Below are 19,039 nucleotides of genomic sequence, written 5' to 3' on the forward strand. Positions count from 1 at the left end.
AGCCGCCCGGTCCCGGGTGGGGTTTTTCCATGACATGACGAAATGCGCGCAGCCCTGTGGCCGCCGTGCAATGGGTGAACGGATGAGCGAAGAACGGCTGAACCTGTCGCAACTGAAGGCGAAAAGCCCGGCTGACCTGCTGGCGATGGCCGAGGAATGGGAGATCGAGAACGCCTCGACCATGCGCAAGGGCGAGATGATGTTCTCGATCCTCAAGGAACATGCCGAGGAAGGCTGGGTCATCGGCGGCGATGGCGTGCTGGAGGTCGTGCAGGACGGTTTCGGGTTTCTGCGCTCGACCGAGGCGAACTATCTGCCCGGTCCCGACGATATTTATGTCAGCCCCGAGATGATCCGCCAGCATTCGCTGCGCACCGGTGACACGGTCGAGGGTGTCATCCGCGCCCCCGGCGAGAATGAGCGCTATTTTGCGCTGACCTGCGTCGAGCGGATCAACTTTGAATCGCCCGAAAAGGCGCGTCACAAGGTTGCCTTTGATAACCTGACCCCGCTTTACCCCAATGAGCGCCTGAAGATGGAGATCGAGGACCCCACGGTCAAAGACCGCAGCGCCCGGATCATCGACCTGGTGGCGCCGATCGGTAAGGGGCAGCGGTCGCTGATCGTGGCACCGCCGCGCACAGGTAAGACGGTGCTGCTGCAAAACATCGCCCATTCGATCGAACGTAACCACCCGGAATGTTACCTGATCGTACTGCTGATCGACGAGCGGCCGGAAGAGGTCACGGATATGCAGCGCTCGGTCAAGGGCGAGGTGGTGTCTTCCACCTTCGACGAACCGGCCAGCCGGCATGTGGCCGTGTCGGAAATGGTCATTGAAAAAGCCAAGCGTCTGGTCGAACATAAACGAGATGTTGTTATCCTGCTGGATTCGATCACAAGACTTGGGCGGGCATTTAACACCGTTGTTCCCAGCTCGGGCAAGGTTCTGACCGGCGGTGTGGATGCGAATGCCTTGCAGCGGCCCAAGCGTTTCTTTGGCGCGGCGCGGAATATCGAAGAGGGCGGTAGCCTGACCATCATCGCAACCGCGCTGATCGACACCGGCAGCCGCATGGACGAAGTGATCTTTGAAGAGTTCAAAGGCACCGGTAACAGCGAGATCGTTCTGGATCGAAAAGTGGCGGACAAGCGCGTGTTCCCGGCCATGGATATTCTGAAATCGGGCACACGGAAAGAGGAATTGCTGGTCGATTCCAAGGACTTGCAAAAGACCTATCTGCTGCGCCGTATCCTGAACCCGATGGGCACGACCGATGCGATCGAGTTCCTGATCAGCAAGCTGAAACAGACAAAGACGAATGGCGAATTCTTCGATTCGATGAACGCCTGAGGAGGATGTCGTGCCGACGATCTTTGCCGAGGCGACGCCCCCCGGCAGGGGCGGGGTGTCGATCATCCGCATCAGCGGCCCACAGGCCCGCGCCGCAGCCGAGGGGATAAGCGGCCCGTTACCGCAGCCGCGGCATGGCTATTTCCGCGTATTGCGGGATGCTGGCGAAGACGTTGATCAGGCGCTGGTCATGCGCTTTGACGCCGGTGCATCCTTTACCGGGGAAGAGGTCGTGGAATTTCACCTGCACGGCGCCCCGGTGATTGTGCGGCGCGTGAAAGATGCCTTACGACAACATGGCCTTCGCGAAGCTGAAGCGGGGGAATTTACGCGGCGCGCATTCCTGTCTGGCCGGATGGATCTGGCGGAAGTCGAGGGGCTTGGTGACTTGCTGGCCGCCGAGACCGAGGCGCAGCGGCGACAGGCTATGCATGCCATGTCACGCGCCTTGCAGCAGAAAGTTGCAGACTGGCGCGCGCAGTTGGTGGAAGCAGGGGCGTTGATTGCTGTCAGTCTGGATTTTGCCGATGAAGAGGTCCCGGACGAGGTTGATGATCAGGTGCATGTCCTGTTGCGGGGTGTATGTGCGGAAATCACGGCGATCCTGGCCGATTTTCCGGCGACTGAGCGCCTGAGGGAAGGGTTTGAAGTTGCGCTGATCGGGCCGGTCAACGCTGGAAAATCCTCGCTGTTAAACAGGCTTGCGCAGCGCGATCTGGCGATTACGTCTGATATCGCAGGAACGACGCGCGATGTTATTGAACTAAAAGCAGATATTCTCGGTCTGCCGGTGACATTTCTTGACACGGCTGGTTTGAGGCAATCGGAAGATGCGATTGAAGCCGTCGGGATTGACCGGGCAGAGCAGCGGGCCCGCGCAGCCGATTTGCGCCTGCATCTGTCGGGCGACGGCGCGGTTATTGATGAGCTTTGGCGCGATGGCGACATTGCTGTGCGCAATAAGGCGGACCTTGGCGGGGCTGGTGGTGATATTGCGATTTCTTGCAAGAATGGCAGGAATGTCGCGCAATTGCTGGCCCTTGTTCATGATCGTCTGGTGACACGGTTGCCGAAATCCGGGCTTGTGGCCCATGAGCGCCAGGCCGACGCGTTACAGCAAGCGCTGAAAGCCTTGGATGTCGATTCACGGATGGTGCCTGAAATTCTGGCGGATAGGCTGACGCTTGCAAATAAAGCGCTTGAGAAGCTGCTTGGACGAATCGACGTCGATGACTATCTTGGGTTCATCTTCTCGCAGTTCTGCATCGGGAAATAGGAGTGTTTCACGTGAAACATTACGATGTCATCGTGATCGGTGCTGGCCATGCCGGTGTCGAAGCCGCCGCAGCGGCTGGCCGTGCCCGCGCGCGTGTAGCGCTGGTGACCATGGCGGAAAGTGACATTGGTGCGCTGTCTTGCAACCCGGCTGTAGGCGGGCTGGGTAAAGGCCATCTGGTCCGAGAAGTCGACGCAATGGATGGATTGATCGGCAGGATCGCCGATCAGGCCGGGATACAATACCGTTTGCTGAATCGGCGGAAAGGTCCAGCGGTACAGGGGCCGCGTGCACAGATGGACCGGGTGTTGTATGCCGCAGCCTCGCGTAGTGCGTTGCGGCAGCAACCTGAAATTGATGTGATCTTTGGGGAAGTGACAGAAATTCAACTCACCGGCAATCGCTGCACAGGGGTCGTGCTGGGCGAGGAGAAAATATCTGCCGGTGCTGTGATTCTGACAACGGGCACTTTTTTGAACGGTGTCATCCACATTGGTCAGGAAAGCCGTGCCGCCGGACGCATGGGGGATGGCAGCGCCAAACCATTGGCGCAACAGTTGCTGCATCTTGGCCTGCCAATGGGGCGGCTGAAAACGGGGACACCCCCCCGCCTTTTGCGGCGCAGCATTGATTGGAACATGCTTGAGCAACAACCGGGTGACGACGATCCCAGTTTTCTGTCGTTTCTGACGACACAGACGCAAGTGCCGCAAATCAGTTGCGCCATCACCCATACCAACCAGTATACACACGACATCATTCAGAAAAACCTTGAAAAATCAGCGATGTATGGTGGTAAGATTTCGGGCCGTGGACCACGATATTGTCCGTCGATTGAGGATAAAATCGTGCGCTTCGCCGATAAACAGTCGCATCAGGTCTTTCTGGAGCCGGAAGGGTTAGAAAGCGATCGTGTTTATCCTAACGGTATTTCCACGTCTCTGCCTGCTGATGTTCAACTGGCTTATGTGCGGACGATGGAAGGCTGCGCCAAAGCGGAAATTGTCCAGCCAGGTTATGCGGTTGAATATGATTTTATCCAACCTACCGCGCTGTATCGTGATCTTCAGCTCAAGGCGATCGAGGGACTTTATTTCGCCGGCCAGATCAACGGCACAACAGGGTATGAAGAGGCGGCGGCGCAAGGGCTTGTGGCAGGGTTAAATGCTGCGCGTGCCGTCCAAGGGCTCCCCCTGCATATTTTTGGACGTGCCGACAGCTATATTGGGGTCATGCTGGATGATCTTGTGACTAAAGGCGTTACAGAACCTTACCGCATGTTCACATCGCGTGCCGAATATCGTCTGACGCTTCGTGCAGATAATGCCGATCAACGCCTGACGCCGATTGCCGATCAATTGGGCATATTGACTGAGGGCCGAAGGGCGCTTTTCGAATCAAAAATGGATCAGATTGCTCAGGCAAAAAGCACTGCGGAATCTGTCCAGTATTCGCCGCAAAAACTGGCATCAGAAGGGATCGAGGTTCGCCACGATGGTGTTGCACGGTCGGTGCTAAAGCTGTTGGCAACCGGGCATATTGACATTGAACGCGCGCGGAAGCTCCACCCCGGTCTGTCCACCGTTCAAGACACTATCCTGACCCAAATCGTCACAGATACGCTGTATGAACAATACACCGATCGTCAAAAACGCGACGTGGATTCGCTTCGTCGGGATATGGGACTGAAAATTCCGTTGGGCTTTGACTATGCTTCTTTGTCGGGCTTCTCGGCCGAGCTGCGCGCAAAAGCCATTCAAATCCAACCTTCTGATATTGCAGCCCTTTCTTCTATCGAAGGTATGACACCCGCCGCTGTCGCCCTGGTTGCCAGCGCTTTGCAATCCAAAAAGCGATCAGCATAATGCAGAATGTTTCACGTGAAACATCGCAGATGCTGGATGAATATGCCGCCCTCTTTCGACGGTGGAGCAAGCGGATCAATCTGGCATCCCATCATGACATTGATCAGCTTGAAAACCGCCATCTGAAAGACTGTCAGCAGGTCACAAGGCTGACCAATCCACCGGCAAAATGGGTCGATATCGGCAGCGGCGGTGGCCTGCCGGGCGCTGTCGTGGCGATCTGTTTGTCAAAAACGCCGACACAAGTGATCCTTATCGAATCAGACCAGCGCAAATCTGCCTTCCTCAAAAATGTTCGGAGAGAGCTTGGTCTGCCAAATATGCACATCCTGACCGACCGGATAGAAACCGCAAAGCCCCAAAACGCCGAAATTGTCAGCGCCCGCGCCTTGGCCCCTCTGCCAAAATTGCTGGGCTATGTTCACCGCCACTTGGCAGATGACGGCAAGGCCTTGCTGATGAAAGGCGCAAACTGGCAGGCCGAGGTTGAGGAGGCCCAAAAAATGTGGCATTTCACCTGTCAGGCCACAGCCAGTACAACCGATCCGAATGCCGCCATTCTTCAGATAACCGATATTCGTCATGTCCAAAGCTAAGATTCTTTCGGTTGCCAACCAGAAGGGCGGGGTGGGAAAAACCACCACGTCCGTCAACATGGCCGCCTGTCTGGCCGAGATGGGCAAGCGCGTCATCCTGATTGACCTTGACCCGCAAGGTAACGCCTCGACCGGCCTTGGTATCGACGAACAACAGCGGCACCGCAGCAGCTATGACGTGCTGACCCATGACAGCACCGCAGCCGAGGCCGTCCTGCCGACCGCCTGGGATAACCTGCGCATAATCCCGGCAACCTCGGATCTGGCATCCGCCGATATCCACCTCTCGGGTCAGCGCAACAGGTTGGGTATTTTACGTAATCAGCTACAAGATATCGTGGATGCGGATTATGTCATCATCGACTGCCCGCCCGCATTGGGGCTGCTGACCCTGAACGCAATGGTCGCGTCAGATTCTGTCCTTGTGCCCCTGCAAACCGAATTTTTCGCCCTTGAAGGCCTGTCGCAATTGCTGCTGACCGTTCGCGAGGTGCGTCAAAGCGCCAATCCCGCGCTGCGGATTGAAGGCATCGTTCTGACGATGTTCGACGCCCGCAACAACCTGTCCCAGCATGTCGAGGCCGACGCCCGCGCCACCCTTGGCGATCTGGTTTTTGACACGGCAATTCCGCGAAATGTGCGCCTGTCGGAATCGCCCTCTTTCGCAAAACCGATCATTCATTACGACCGCCTTTCAAAAGGCGCGACCGCCTATATCACCATGGCGGAGGAATTTCTTAAACGACAGACCAATCAGAAAGGGGCGGCCTGATGTCCGATTTCAAACGCGAAAAGCGGGGGCTGGGGCGCGGTCTTTCGGCGCTGATGGCTGATGTCGATCTGCTGCCCGGCAACCAGCCGCCCGCCAAACGCGACATGCTGCCCATCGAACAATTGCTGCCCAACCCCGACCAGCCGCGGCGCGACTATGACCAGACACAGCTGGAAGAACTGGCCGATTCGCTGCGCGCCAAGGGCGTGCTGCAACCGCTGATCGTGCGCCCGCATCCGCGCGACGAAGGCCTGTATCAGATCGTGGCCGGCGAACGCCGCTGGCGCGCGGCCCAATTGGCACGGCTGCACGAATTGCCGGTGATCATCCGCGATCTGGACGATGTCGAGGTTCTGGAAATCGCGATTATCGAGAACATCCAGCGTGCCGATCTGAACGCCATCGAAGAGGCCGCATCTTACCGCCAGTTGATGGATAAATTCGGCCACACTCAGGAAAAACTGGCCGAGGGCCTGAACAAAAGCCGCAGCCACATTGCCAACCTTCTGCGTCTGCTGAACCTTCCGGCCGAGGTGCAGGGCTGGGTCAAGGATGGCAGCTTGTCCTCGGGCCACGCCCGCGCCCTGATCACGTCGAAAGATCCGGTCTCCCTTGCGCAAAAGGTGATCGACAAAAAGCTGTCGGTGCGCCAGACCGAAGATCTGGTCCGCAACCAGTCCCAGCCGGCCGAACCGAAAAAAGCCCGCCCCAAACCACAAGAAGACGCCGACACCCGCCTGCTGGCCGGCGACCTTAGCGCGCAACTGAAAATGGCCGTCAAGATCCGCCACGCCGGTCAGGACGGGGGCGAGGTTGTCATCCGCTATCGCGATCTGGACGAACTTGACCGCCTGTGCCAGATTCTGGCGGGCTAAGCCAAAATCTCGCGCAGGATGGCGTTCAGAACCGGGCGACCCTGATCGGTGACGATCAGGCGGTCGTCCTGACGCCGCAGCATTCCCATTTTTTCCAGCCCGGCCAGACGCGCAGCGTCCGGTTCCGCCCCGGTCAGGGCGGTATAGCGGTCCAGCAACACACCCTCGCGCAAGCGCAGACCCATCAGCAACAGCTCGACCGCTTGTTCGTCCGCAGGCACCGCCTCGCGCAGGATGTCACCGCTGCCCTGTTGTTCGACCCGCGCCAGCCACAGCGCGGGCGCGGCCTCGGCTTCGGTTGCCAGACGCTGGCCGCGCAGGGTCAACCGCCCATGCGCGCCCGGCCCGATGGCCGCCCAATCGCCCTGCCGCCAATAGATCAGGTTATGCCGGCTTTCCGCACCCGCGCGGGCATGGTTCGACACCTCATAAGCGGGCATTCCTGCCGCGGCACAAAGATCTTGCGTGTCGAAATACATATCCGCGGCCACATCATCTGCGGGCAACCCGGCCAAACCCCCGGCGGCATGACGGCGGCCAAAGGCGGTCTCTGGCTCGATGGTCAGCTGATACAGCGACAGATGGTCAACGGCCATGTCCAGCGCCGCCCGCAACTCGGCCCGCCACTGCGCGCGGGTCTGGTCCTGCCGGGCATAGATCAGGTCGAAACTGACCCGCCGGAACTGCGCCCGCGCAATGTCAAAGGCGCGACGGGCCTCGGCGGCGGAATGCATCCGTCCCAGTTGGCGCAGATCGTCATCATTCAGCGCCTGCACCCCCATCGACAGCCGGTTGACCCCGGCAGCGGCATAATCGCGGAACCGCCCGGCCTCGACGCTGGTCGGGTTTGCCTCAAGGCTGATCTCGATATCATTGGCGAATCCCCAGGCGGCACGGGCCGCGCGGATCACGCCATCGACCACCGCAGGCTCCATCAGCGAGGGCGTGCCGCCGCCAAAGAAAATGCTGCTCAGAACCCGCCCCGGCAATTCCACCGCAAGCCGGGCGATCTCGGCCTCGAAGGTCGCCAGCCAGCGCCGCTGGTCGATCTGCGCGACGACATGGCTGTTGAAGTCGCAATAGGGGCATTTCGACGCGCAGAAGGGCCAGTGCACATACAGTCCGAACCCGCCCGCGCGCCAATCCAGATGCTGACTCAAGCCAGCGCCGCCTTCAGCTTTGCCACCGCATCAGCGCGATGGCTGACGCGGTTCTTTTCCTCGGGGGTCATTTCCGCAAAGGTGCGGTCATCGCCCTGCGGCACGAACATCGGGTCATAACCATGCCCATGCGGCCCGCGCGGCGGCCAGACCAGATGACCGGGCATCCGGCCCTCGAACACCTCTTCATGCCCATCCGGCCAGGCCAGCACGAAGGTCGCGCAGAACTGGGCCGTGCGGGGGTGGGGGGCATCACGGGCCTCCAGCTCGCGCCAGGTGCGGTCCATCGCCATGGCAAAATCGCGGCCCGTCGGGGTCTCGGCCCAATCGGCGGTATAGACACCGGGCGCACCGTCCAGACCATCGACGCAGATACCGCTGTCATCGGCCAGCGCCGCAAGGCCGGTCGCCGCCACTGCCGCGCGCGCCTTGATGCGGGCATTGCCGATAAAGGTGGTCTCGGTCTCGGGCGGCTCGGCCAGACCCATCTCGGCTGCGCCGACCACCTCGATCCCAAAGGGCGCCAGCAGGTCGCGAAACTCGGCCAGCTTACCGGCATTGTGGGTGGCGATCAGCAGCTTCTTTTCCGCAAACGCCCTCATCCCAGCGCGGCCTTCTGTGCGGCGACCAGTTCGGCCACGCCCGCCTCGGCCAGATCCATCAGCTGACCCATTTCCCCGCGCGAAAATGTGGCCCCTTCCGCCGACATCTGAACCTCGATCATCCGCGCGGTGCCGGTCATGACGAAATTCGCATCGGTCCCGGCCTCGCTGTCCTCGGCATAGTCAAGGTCAAGCACCGGCTGCCCGGCATAGATGCCGCAAGACACCGCCGCGACGTGATCGACGATCGGGTCGCTGCTGATCATTCCGGTGTCCAGCAGCTTGTTGACCGCCAGCCGCAACGCCACCCAGCCCCCGGTGATCGAGGCACAGCGCGTCCCGCCATCGGCCTGCAACACGTCGCAATCGACGATGATCTGACGCTCGCCAAGTGCCACGCGGTCCACGCCGGCGCGCAGGCTGCGCCCGATCAGGCGCTGAATTTCCTGCGTGCGTCCGGTCTGCTTGCCTGCCGCCGCCTCGCGCCGGTTGCGGCTGTTGGTGGCGCGGGGCAGCATCCCGTATTCCGCCGTCACCCAACCCAGACCCGAGCCTTTCAGGAAGGGCGGGCAGCGATCCTCGATCGTGGCCGAGCACAGAACCTCGGTTCCGCCACAGCGGATCAGGCATGACCCTTCCGCATGACGCATGACCCCGGTTTCAATTGAAATCGGTCGCATTTCGCTTAAATTTCTGCCAGAGGGGCGCATCGCATGTCCTTTCCATTTGTTGCCTGTCAGTGTCACGCGACCGGCATCGTTTCAACCCTGCAACGCCATGACCACCAGCCAAAGCCCGCTTTCAGACCTTAACGCCCGCTCGCGCGAAGTGTTTCGCCGCGTGGTCGAGGGCTATCTTGACACGGGCGAGCCTGTCGGCTCGCGCACACTGACCCGGCAATTGTCGGAAAAGCTGTCGGCAGCGACCATTCGCAATGTCATGCAGGATCTGGAACTGATGGGCCTGCTGGACAGCCCGCATGTCTCGGCCGGGCGTCAGCCCACGCAACTGGGGCTGCGGATGTTTGTGGACAGCGTGATGGAAATCGACCCGCTGCCCGCCGCCGACCGTGCCGCGCTGGACCAGACCATGGGACCGGATGCCGATACCGGCGCAGTGCTGGACCGGGTCAGCACTGCGCTGTCGGCAATGACGCATGGTGCCTCGCTGGTATTGATGCCCAAGCACGAGGCCCCGATCCGGCATATCGAATTCGTCAGCCTGTCACCCGACCGGGCGCTGGTGGTGCTGGTCTTTGCCGACGGTCATGTCGAAAACCGCATTTTCACCCCGCCGGTCGGCCAGACCCCCAGTTCCCTGCGTCAGGCAGCCAATTTCCTGAATGCGCTGGCCGAGGGCCGCACCCTGTCGGAATTGCGCGGCCAGATCGCCGGTCAGATCGCCACGCGGCGTCAGGAACTGGACACGCTGGCCGCCGATCTGGTCGAATCCGGGTTGGCGCTGTGGGACGGTCCCAGCGACGATGCCCGCCTGATCGTGCGCGGGCGGGCCAACCTGCTGGCGCATCAGGCCGCCGATCTGGACCGGGTGCGCAACCTGTTCGACGATCTGGACCGCAAGCGCGATATCGCCCGGTTTCTGGAACTGACCGAACAGGGCGAGGGGGTGCGCATTTTTATCGGTTCGGAAAACAAGCTTTTTTCACTTTCGGGTTCCTCTCTGGTGGTTTCGCCCTATATGAACGCTGAACGGAAAATCGTGGGTGCGGTGGGTGTCATCGGCCCGACCCGGCTGAATTATGGCCGGATCGTGCCGATCGTCGACTATACCGCGCAACTGGTCGGCCGAATGCTGTCTGGCCGGAAAGGATGAAGGATGAACGACCCTCTGAACGAACAGCCGCAAGATCCGCTGATGGACGATCCGCTGGCCGACCCCATCGAACAGCTGACTGCCGAACGGGACGATTTCCATAACAAGTTTCTGCGCGCGCTGGCCGATGCCGAAAATGCCCGCAAGCGGGCCGACAAGGACCGGCGCGAGGCTGAACAATATGGCGGTTCGCGTCTGGCGCGCGACCTGTTGCCGGTTCATGACGCGCTGAACCGCGCGCTGGCGGCGGTGACCGACGAACAACGCGCCACCGCCGGCCCGCTGATCGAGGGGGTGGAACTGACCCTGCGCGAACTGTCGAACGTCTTTGGCCGCCACGGCATTACCGTGATCAGCCCCGAAACCGGCACCCGCTTTGACCCGCAACAGCACGAAGCCATGTTCGAGGCCCCGGTCCCCGGCACCAAAGCCGGCGACATTATCGAGGTGATGGAAAACGGCTTCATGCTGCATGACCGCCTGTTGCGCCCGGCCAAGGTGGGGGTGTCCTCGACCCCGGCGGGCTGAACCGCCAGCGCCTGTTTCGCGATGCTGCAAAAGCAAAGGACCGGCCCAAAGGGACCGGTCCTTTTTCATGCGCCCATCCGGTGCCGGAAGGGGGGGCGTCAGTCCAGCGCGGCCTGCGCGGCGTCGCGGATGGCGCGGATATTGCGGCCATAAATATCGGGCTGGGTGACCGACCCGCCCCGGAACACGGCGGACCCCGCCACCAGCACATCCGCCCCGGCCCTGGCGACCAGCGGCGCGGTGGTGGTATCGACGCCGCCATCGACCTGAATGTGAATGGGCCGGTCCCCGATCATGGCGCGCAACCGGGCGATCTTGTCGACCTGGCTGTGAATGAATTTCTGGCCGCCGAAACCGGGGTTGACCGACATGATCAGCACCATGTCGCACAGGTCCAGCACATATTCGATGCTGTCCAGCGGGGTGCCGGGGTTCAGCGACACGCCCGCCATCTTGCCGGTGGCGCGGATGGCTTGCAGGGTGCGGTGAATATGCGGGCCGGCCTCGACATGGGCGGTGATCATATCGGCCCCGGCCTCGGCATAGGCCTCGATAAAGGGGTCGACGGGCGCGATCATCAGATGCACGTCCATGAAGGTTTTCACATGCGGGCGAAAGGCTTTTACCGCGGGCGGGCCAAAGGTCAGGTTGGGCACGAAATGGCCGTCCATCACATCGACATGCACCCAATCGGCGCCCTGCGCCTCGATGGCCTGAATCTCGCGCCCGAAATCCGCGAAATCGGCGGACAGGATCGAAGGCGCAATCTTGATCTTGCGGTCGAAGGGCATGGGGAAAACCTTTGCGATGCGGCTGGGGACAGGGGCCGGTTACCCCGAACCGCCCGCCCGCGCAAGCGTGACGGCACGCCGCGCACGCGCCGCCTGAACCACCGCCAGTGCAATCAGCAGCGCGGTGGCCGCGACGAAAACAGCGCTGATCGGGCGCTGGACGAACACCGTCAGATCGCCGCGCGCCAGCAACAGCGCACGCCGCAGGTTGGTCTCGATCAGCGGACCCAGAACGAAACCCAGCAGCAAAAGCGCCGGGTTGAACCGCGCCAGCGCCAGCGCATAACCCAGCGCCCCGATGGCCGCGACCGACAGCACATCAAACCCGCTGCCCCGCACGGAATAGACCCCAAGGCAGACAAACACGATGATCGCCGGATACAGCCAGTGAAAGGGGATGCGCAGCATCGCCACCCAGATCCCGATCAGCGGCAGGTTCAGCACCAGCAGGAACAGGTTGCCGATGCCGAAACTGGCAACCAGCCCCCAGAACATTTCGGGGCGTTCGACCAGCATCAGCGGGCCGGGCTGGATGCCGTGAATAACCATCGCCCCCAGCATCAGCGCCATGATCACATCGCCCGGAATCCCCAGCGTCAGGGTGGGGATAAAGGCGGTGATCGCGGCGGAATTATTGGCCGCTTCCGGTCCCGCCACGCCCTGCACCGCGCCCTGGCCAAAGCGTTCGGGATGGCGGCTGACCTTGCGTTCCACGGCATATGCCAGAAAGGACGCGATGGTGCTGCCGGTGCCGGGCAGGGCGCCGAAAAACGCCCCCAGCCCGGTGCCGCGCAGGATCGGGCCGGGCAGGGCGCGGGCCTCGGGGCGGGTGGGCAGCATCTGGCGCAGGGGAATGCGCGCGCTGACATGGCGCCCGGCAGCGCCGCGGATATTGCCGATCACCTCGGCCACGCCGAACAGGCCCATGGCCAGCGCCACAAGGTTGATCCCGTCCAACAGCTCGATCCGGCCAAAGGTCAGGCGCATGGCGCCGCTGTTGACATCGGTGCCCACGGTTCCCAGCAACAGCCCCAGCACCACCATCGCCAGCCCCTTGACCGGCGACCCCGCCCCGATGGTCGATGCCGCGACCAGCCCCAGCACCATCATGCTGGCATATTCCGCCGCGCCAAACCGGGTGCCGATTGCCGCCAGCAGCGGCGCCGCCAGAACCAGAATGGCGATCCCCAGAACCGACCCGCAAAAGGATGACAGCATCGCCGTGAACAGCGCCACCCCGGCGCGGCCCTTTTGCGCCAGCGGATAGCCGTCAAGGCAGGTCACCGCCGCCTGCGGCGTCCCCGGCAGCCGCAGCAGGATCGACGCGATCGACCCGCCATATTGCGCCCCGTAATAGACCCCGGCCAGCATCACCAGCGCAGGTTCGGGCGCAATGTAATAGGTCACCGGCAGCAACAGCGAAATCGCCGCCAGCGCGCCCACCCCCGGCAGAACGCCGATGAATGTCCCCAGAAACACGCCGAAAAAGCAATAGGCCAGCACCTGCGGCTGCAATGCCACGCCAAGCCCGTAAAGCAGCCCGTCCCACGTCGTCATGTCAGCGGCTCCATGGCCAAAGGGGGATGGTCATGTTCAGCCCCAGCACAAAGATCGCCCATGTCAGCGCCGCTACAACAGCGGCCAGCACCAGCCGCCAGACCAGCCCCGGCGCCGGGGCGGGCAGGCTGGCGATCAGCACCGTGACCGCCACCGCCGCAAACAGCCCCGCCAGCGGCAGCACCAGCGCAAAGACCAGAATGGCCCCGATCACCGCCAGCATCGGCCACAAGGCAGGCTTTGGCTGGTGATAGGGCGCGGGGCGAAACCACGCGGGCAGGGCGATCAACAGCCCCAGCCCGGCCAGAACCAGCCCCAGCGCAAAGGGAAAGAAGCCCGGTCCCATCCGGCGCAGCGCACCCAGTTCGTAATGCTGGCTGGCATAGACCGCCACCCCGGCCCCGACCAGCGCCAGCACCGCGCCGCCAAGGACATCGCTGTTATCGCGTCCCATTTCGTCCGTCCGTTCCTGTGCCGCCGCCCGGTGCCGGGGCGCGGGCGGTGGCGTCTGGTTCTGGCCCCGGCCTGTGCCTTATTTGGCCAGACCGGTCTTGTCGATCACCGCACCCCACAGCGCGGTATCGGCGGTTATGCGGTCTTGCAGATCCTGCGCCGATCCGCCCTGCGCCTGCCAGCCGATCTCCAGCATCTTCTGGCGCAGATCGGGGTCTTGCAGGATGGTGTTGATCTCGGTGTTCAGACGTTCGATCACGGCGCTGTCGGTGCCGGCGGGGGCGATGACGGCGTTCCACAGCTCGGCGCGGAAATCACCGGGCAGCCCGGCCTGACCCGCCATCACCGGCACATCCGGTGCCAGATCCGAGGGTTGGCCCGAGGTGATCCCCAGCACCTTCAGCTTGCCCGCCTTGTATTGCGCCAGCGCGCCCGAGGGCGCCATGAAAGCGGCGTTGACCTCTTGCCCGATCATGGCGTTGGTGACCTCGGCATAGCTTTGGAACGGGATGTGCAGCAGGTCCAGCCCCTCGGCCTGGGCGAACAGCTCCATCGTCAGATGCGCGCCCGAACCCTGCCCGACCGAGCCATAGCTGACCTCGCCGGGATGGGCGCGTGCCCAGTCGACGAAACCCGACAGATCGGTCGGTTCGGCCTGATTGTTCAGGACCAGAACCATCGGGCTGGTGGCCAGCAGGGTCACCGGCGCCAGATCGGTGGCGGGGTCATAGGACAGGCCCGGCACCAGCCGCTGTGCGGTGGTCAGCGGGCCGTTGATGGTCACGCCAAAGGTATGCCCGTCGCTTGCCGCCGCGACCTGCCCGACGCCGATAACGCCCCCGGCCCCGGCCTTGTTGTCCACGACCACCGGCTGACCCAGCGCCTTGGCCAGCGGCTCGGCCACCAGCCGCGCCAGCGTGTCGGGCGACGACCCGGCGGGAAAGCCCACGACGATATGCACCGGCGCATTGGGCCAGTCTGCGGCCAGCGCCGGCAGGGCCGACAGGGCAAGCGCGCAACCGGCGGCAAGGGTGGCGCGGCGGGTGATGGTGAATGTCATGTGCTGATCCTCCTGACAGGCGGCGCCCGGTGATGGCGCGCACCGACTGTTGTGCGCCACCCGCCCCGCGTCAATGCGCATGGCCCGAAAACCCGGCAAAAAGCGGATTTTGTGCAATTTTCATGCCATATTCCCGGCCTGTTACAGCCGTAACAGCCCCAGCGTCAGCGCCGGAAAGGCGATCAGCGCGGCAATGCGGATCAGGTCGCTGACCAGAAATGGCAGCACCCCGCGAAAGCTGTCGGCCATCGGAATGTCGCGGGCAATGCCATTGATGACGAACACATTCATTCCGACAGGGGGGGTGATCAGCCCGGCCTCGACCACGATCACCGCCAGAATGCCGAACCAGATCAGCACCTCGTCCGGGGGCAGGCCGAAATCCAGCCCGGCGATGATGGGGTAAAAGATCGGCACCGTCAGCAGCAGCATCGACAGGCTGTCCATCACACAACCAAGCGCCAGATACAGCGCCAGAATGGCCAGCAGCACCAGCAGCGGCGGCAGGCCGGCGGCGGTGATCGCATCGGCGGCCATGACCGGGGCGCGGGTCAGCGCCAGAAAGGCGTTAAAGGTTTCCGCCCCCAGCAGGATGACAAAGATCATCGCCGTGGTCCGCGCCGTCGCGGTCAGGCAACCGGCCAGCCCCGCCAGCCCCAGCCCGCCGCGCAGCACCGCCAGCAGCCCGGCCCCCATGGCGCCAACGGCGGCACCTTCGGTCGGGGTGAACCAGCCGCGCCAGATCCCGGCGATGACCAGCGTGAACAGCGCCGCAATCGGCCATGTTGCGCGGATCGCCCGCCAGCGTTGCGGCCATGTGGCCCGCGCCCCGGCGGGCCCGGCGGCGGGGTCAAGCCGCACCACCACCGCGACCACGGCCATATATCCCAGCGCCGCCAGCAGGCCCGGCACGATGGCGGCCACGAACATCTTGCCGATATTCTGTTGCGTCATCAGCGCATACAGCACCAGCACCACCGAAGGCGGGATCAGGATTCCCAGCGTCCCGCCCGCCGCCAGCGCCCCGGTCGACAGCCCCCCGGAATAGCCGTGGCGGCGCAGTTCCGGCAGGGCGGTGCGGGTCATCGTGGCTGCGGTCGCCAGCGACGATCCGCAGATCGCCCCGAACCCCGCGCAGCCGCCGATCGCCGCCATGGCCAGCCCCCCGCGCCGGTGCCCCAGAAAGGCCGCCGCCGCATCGAACAGCGCCCGGCTGAGGCCCGCCCGGCTGGCAAATTCGCCCATCAGCACAAATAGTGGGATCACCGACAGCGCATAGCTGGAAAACTGGTAATAGGGCGCGGTTTTCAGCCATGCCAGCAGCGGCAGCCAACCGCTGAGCGCGGCGTAACCGCCAAGCCCGGTGACCAGCATCGCCACGGCAATGGGCACCCGCAGGGCCATCAGCCCCAGCAGCACCGCAAAGCCAGTCAGGGCGGCGGATGGCCCGCTCATGCTGCGGCCTTGCGCAGATGGGCTGTCATCGTGAACAGGCAGGTCAGGCAGAGCAGCGCCATCGCCGGCAGGATGACGGTAAAACCCCACCACAGCGGCAGCCGCAGCACCATGCTTTGTTCCGAATAGGCCAGAAAATCGCCCGCCCCCAGCCACAGCCGCCAGCCGATCAGCGCGCTGGCCCCCAGCCACAGCGCATCGCCCGCCGCATCCAGCAGATGCGTGGCGCGATCAGGTAACCGGGCGGTGACGAAATCGACCAGCACATTGCCCGCCGTGGCCTGACACCATGGCAAAAAGCAGAAAACGGCGATGGCGGTGCCGGCCTCGACCAGCTCGAAATCGCCGGTGACGGGGGCGCCGGTCAGGGCGCGGCGGGCAACGCTGAAACAGACCATCGCCATCACCGCCAGCAGGACGCCACCGCCCGCCAGCGCCATCGCCCGACAGCAGTGCATCAGCCAGCGCGGCAGCGGCACGGCGTAGGGGTGTTCGGTCATCTGGCGTGTCATCTGGTCGTCGGTCTGTGGCGGATCTGGCGCACAGATGGTCCGGCGCGGGCCGGGATTGCAAGCCTATTTTATCACCTGCTGCTGCGACAGCGCGCAATACACCGCCGGAACCGCATCGGGCGCGGGCTGGCAGGGCTGGCCATTCAGCGGGGTGATCACCAGATCCTGCGGGCGGTCCTTGCCGGGCAGGGTCACGCGATAGGGGTGGATGACCTGATCGGGGTCATGGCCATGGCGATAGGGCGTCATCCGCACCGCGGTCTGGCCACAGTCCAGCGCGACGATGTGATAGCCCCCGGCGGTCAGCACCTGACGGATCAGGTCGGCCTTGTCGGCGCAATCGGCGGCATCCTGTGCCGGGGTGACGGCCAGATGCGGCTGGCCCGGTGACGCGGCGGTCAGAACGATCAGAACCCAGTGCAGCATGGCGGTTTCCCCTTGGCTGTCTGGCGGTCAGACTGTCACATCGCGACAGGCGGGGCAACGCGGCAACGCGGCTAATCGTCCGGGCGTCCGGGCGGCGCGACAGGGGCGCGGCACGGGCCGGGGGTGGTCCCGGCCCGTGCGCTGTGCGTTGGTCAATGTGCGCCGTCGTTGGCGTGTCCGGCGGCGCGGATGTCATCCTCGGTCGCGTGGGGGGCGCCGTTGAAGAACCAGTTCAGCCCCAGCGCCGACAGCGCGGCCAGCAGGATGCCCGAATGGATCAGCGAATGCAGCGAATGCGGCATCCACTGGTTGAAATCGGGCGCCACCATCGGGATCATCCCCATGCCAAGCGAAATGGCGACAATGAACTGGTTATGGCGGTTGGTCTTGAAGTCGACCGTGGACAGGATGCGCACCCCGGTTGCGGCGACCATGCCGAACATCACCAGCCCCGCGCCCCCCAGAACCGTGGTCGGCAGCGATTCCACCAGCGCGCCCATTTTCGGGATCAGCCCCAGCACGATCATGATCGCGCCCCCCGCCACGCAGACAAAGCGCGACCGCACGCCGGTCACGCTGACCAGCCCGACATTCTGGGAAAATGAGGTATAGGGGAAGGTGTTGAACAACCCGCCAAGCGCCGTCCCCAGACCATCGGCCCGCAGCCCCGCCGACAGCGATTTCGGGGTGATTTTCCGCCCGCAGATATCGCCAAGCGCCAGGAACATGCCGGTGGATTCGATCATCACCACGAACATCACCAGCACCATGGTCAGGATCATCACCGGGTCAAAGACCGGGGTTCCGAAATGGAACGGCTTGATAGGCGCAAACCACGCCGCGTCGCCGACCTTGTCGAAATGCATCATCCCCAGCATCGCCGCCAGCGCGCCGCCGGCCAGAATGCCCAGCAAAACCGCGATATTGGCCCAGAACCCCCGCGCAAAGCGCGAGATCAGCAAGATCACCGCCAGCACCAGCACCCCGATCAGGATGTTGCCCGGTGCGGCATAAAGCGGGTTGGGCACCGATGCGGCCAGCCGCAGGCCCTCGGGGACGCCGCCCGCGGCGACGGCCTGATCCAGCCATGCCTTATGCGCGGGGTCGATGATCTGGGGCGCGGTTGGCCCGACCTGAAGGCCAAAGATCCAGTTGATGCCGATGGGCATCAGGCTGACGCCGATGACCAGAATGACCGTCCCGGTCACAACGCTGGGAAAGAACCGCAGCAGGCGGCTGACCAGCGGCGCCAGCAGGATGGCGATCAGCCCGGCGGCGATAATGGCGCCGAACAGCATCCGTGCCCCGTCCTGCCCCGGATAGGCCTTGGCGATCGACACCATCGGCCCGACAGCGGCAAAGGTCACGCCCATCATCACCGGCAGGCGGATGCCGAAATATTGCGTGGCACCAAGGCTTTGAATGATCGAGGCCAGTCCGCAGACGAACAGATCGGCCGAGATCAGGAACGCGACCTCGTGCGGGGCCAGTTGCAGGGCGCGGCCCACGATCAGCGGCACGGCAATGGCGCCGGCATACATGACCAGAACATGCTGGAACCCCAGCGTCAGCAGTTTGGGCGCCGGAAGGCGCTGTTCCACCGGGTCGGTGGCCGATAATGCGGGCATGTCTGTCCCCCCCCCCTTTTTTGTTTTATCGTGCGGGATCGGGGCGACATGGCCCTTGCCCGGCCCCGCATCGCGCCCCTTTGCTGGCAGGCGCATTTGACGGTGGTCCGGGGGACTGACCTGTTCCTCCAACCCTCTGTTGCGGGACTGTCGGGGCTGTCGGGGAATTGCGCAATCTTTGACTGTGACAACAGGTCGCGGAAGGCGGGGCCGGATGCCGTCGATCAAAGCGCCGGATCGTTCTGAATATTGTTCAAAATCAGAATGATAGAGTGTTTTTTGTCGCGCGAAGGCCG

Annotated in this window: 19 protein-coding genes; 8 read left to right on the forward strand and 11 right to left on the reverse strand. The window is 63.3% G+C overall.

Translation table 11 applies throughout. The features are described 5' to 3' along the window. Positions 1-82: 82 nt before the first annotated feature. Genes rho through ACFXP9_RS09200 form a run of 6 tightly spaced genes read left to right on the forward strand, consistent with a single transcriptional unit; the run spans position 83 to position 6,738 of the window. Entirely contained in the window at positions 83-1,354 is a 1,272-nt protein-coding gene (gene rho, locus ACFXP9_RS09175) for a transcription termination factor Rho (protein WP_397208589.1), read from the forward strand. A gap of 10 nt (positions 1,355-1,364) precedes the next feature. Then, on the forward strand, positions 1,365-2,630 hold the full coding sequence (mnmE, locus tag ACFXP9_RS09180) for a tRNA uridine-5-carboxymethylaminomethyl(34) synthesis GTPase MnmE (RefSeq protein ID WP_397208588.1): 1,266 nt from the start codon (positions 1,365-1,367) through the stop codon (positions 2,628-2,630). Between the two features lie 2 nt (positions 2,631-2,632). After that, complete coding sequence (gene mnmG / locus ACFXP9_RS09185; RefSeq protein WP_397208587.1) at positions 2,633-4,495, forward strand: tRNA uridine-5-carboxymethylaminomethyl(34) synthesis enzyme MnmG; 1,863 nt, start codon at positions 2,633-2,635, stop codon at positions 4,493-4,495. Positions 4,496-4,524: 29 nt separating this feature from the next. Further along, positions 4,525-5,091 (forward strand): 16S rRNA (guanine(527)-N(7))-methyltransferase RsmG, encoded by a 567-nt coding sequence (gene rsmG / locus ACFXP9_RS09190; RefSeq protein WP_397208586.1) that lies wholly within the window; start codon positions 4,525-4,527, stop codon positions 5,089-5,091. Then, positions 5,078-5,863, forward strand: coding sequence for a ParA family protein (locus ACFXP9_RS09195; protein WP_397208585.1), 786 nt, complete (start codon positions 5,078-5,080; stop codon positions 5,861-5,863). The genes rsmG and ACFXP9_RS09195 overlap by 14 nt, the downstream gene beginning before the upstream one ends. Continuing rightward, complete coding sequence (locus tag ACFXP9_RS09200; RefSeq protein ID WP_397208584.1) at positions 5,863-6,738, forward strand: ParB/RepB/Spo0J family partition protein; 876 nt, start codon at positions 5,863-5,865, stop codon at positions 6,736-6,738. The genes ACFXP9_RS09195 and ACFXP9_RS09200 overlap by 1 nt, the downstream gene beginning before the upstream one ends. Here the strand turns inward: ACFXP9_RS09200 and hemW are convergent. The 3 genes from hemW to rph are packed head-to-tail and all read right to left on the reverse strand — an operon-like array spanning position 6,735 to position 9,210. Continuing rightward, positions 6,735-7,898: a radical SAM family heme chaperone HemW gene (gene hemW / locus ACFXP9_RS09205; RefSeq protein ID WP_397208583.1), complete on the reverse strand. Its 1,164-nt coding sequence runs from the start codon at positions 7,896-7,898 to the stop codon at positions 6,735-6,737. The two genes, ACFXP9_RS09200 and hemW, sit on opposite strands and share 4 nt — an antisense overlap. Continuing rightward, a complete protein-coding gene (gene rdgB / locus ACFXP9_RS09210) occupies positions 7,895-8,500 on the reverse strand; it encodes an RdgB/HAM1 family non-canonical purine NTP pyrophosphatase (protein WP_397208582.1) in 606 nt (201 codons plus the stop codon). Before rdgB ends, hemW begins: the two co-directional genes overlap by 4 nt. Further along, complete coding sequence (gene rph, locus ACFXP9_RS09215; RefSeq protein ID WP_397208581.1) at positions 8,497-9,210, reverse strand: ribonuclease PH; 714 nt, start codon at positions 9,208-9,210, stop codon at positions 8,497-8,499. The genes rdgB and rph overlap by 4 nt, the downstream gene beginning before the upstream one ends. A gap of 67 nt (positions 9,211-9,277) precedes the next feature. Between rph and hrcA the strand changes: the two genes are divergently transcribed. Both hrcA and ACFXP9_RS09225 read left to right on the forward strand, forming a co-directional pair. Next, a complete protein-coding gene (gene hrcA / locus ACFXP9_RS09220; protein WP_397210171.1) occupies positions 9,278-10,333 on the forward strand; it encodes a heat-inducible transcriptional repressor HrcA in 1,056 nt (351 codons plus the stop codon). Positions 10,334-10,336: 3 nt separating this feature from the next. Next, positions 10,337-10,861 carry a nucleotide exchange factor GrpE gene (locus tag ACFXP9_RS09225; protein ID WP_397208579.1) on the forward strand — a complete coding sequence of 175 codons (525 nt, stop codon included), beginning with the start codon at positions 10,337-10,339 and terminating at the stop codon, positions 10,859-10,861. Between the two features lie 98 nt (positions 10,862-10,959). Here the strand turns inward: ACFXP9_RS09225 and rpe are convergent, their stop codons facing one another. The 8 genes from rpe to ACFXP9_RS09265 form a co-directional block, all read right to left on the reverse strand. Beyond that, entirely contained in the window at positions 10,960-11,652 is a 693-nt protein-coding gene (gene rpe / locus ACFXP9_RS09230) for a ribulose-phosphate 3-epimerase (protein ID WP_397208578.1), read from the reverse strand. Positions 11,653-11,691: 39 nt separating this feature from the next. Continuing rightward, positions 11,692-13,209 (reverse strand): tripartite tricarboxylate transporter permease, encoded by a 1,518-nt coding sequence (locus tag ACFXP9_RS09235; RefSeq protein WP_397208577.1) that lies wholly within the window; start codon positions 13,207-13,209, stop codon positions 11,692-11,694. Position 13,210: 1 nt separating this feature from the next. Next, positions 13,211-13,663, reverse strand: coding sequence for a tripartite tricarboxylate transporter TctB family protein (locus tag ACFXP9_RS09240; protein ID WP_397208576.1), 453 nt, complete (start codon positions 13,661-13,663; stop codon positions 13,211-13,213). A 78-nt stretch (positions 13,664-13,741) separates the two neighbouring features. Then, entirely contained in the window at positions 13,742-14,722 is a 981-nt protein-coding gene (locus ACFXP9_RS09245) for a Bug family tripartite tricarboxylate transporter substrate binding protein (protein WP_397208575.1), read from the reverse strand. 141 nt (positions 14,723-14,863) lie between these two features. Beyond that, positions 14,864-16,177: a TRAP transporter large permease gene (locus tag ACFXP9_RS09250; RefSeq protein WP_397208574.1), complete on the reverse strand. Its 1,314-nt coding sequence runs from the start codon at positions 16,175-16,177 to the stop codon at positions 14,864-14,866. Continuing rightward, positions 16,174-16,677 carry a TRAP transporter small permease gene (locus ACFXP9_RS09255; protein WP_397208573.1) on the reverse strand — a complete coding sequence of 168 codons (504 nt, stop codon included), beginning with the start codon at positions 16,675-16,677 and terminating at the stop codon, positions 16,174-16,176. The genes ACFXP9_RS09250 and ACFXP9_RS09255 overlap by 4 nt, the downstream gene beginning before the upstream one ends. A gap of 75 nt (positions 16,678-16,752) precedes the next feature. Continuing rightward, positions 16,753-17,115, reverse strand: a complete 363-nt coding sequence (locus ACFXP9_RS09260) for a hypothetical protein (protein ID WP_397208572.1) — start codon at positions 17,113-17,115, stop codon at positions 16,753-16,755. A 152-nt stretch (positions 17,116-17,267) separates the two neighbouring features. Beyond that, a complete protein-coding gene (locus ACFXP9_RS09265; RefSeq protein WP_397208571.1) occupies positions 17,268-18,743 on the reverse strand; it encodes a nucleobase:cation symporter-2 family protein in 1,476 nt (491 codons plus the stop codon). Between the last annotated feature and the right edge of the window lie 296 nt (positions 18,744-19,039).

It is taken from the genome of Paracoccus jiaweipingae (genome assembly GCF_044335505.1).
Taxonomy (GTDB): domain Bacteria; phylum Pseudomonadota; class Alphaproteobacteria; order Rhodobacterales; family Rhodobacteraceae; genus Paracoccus.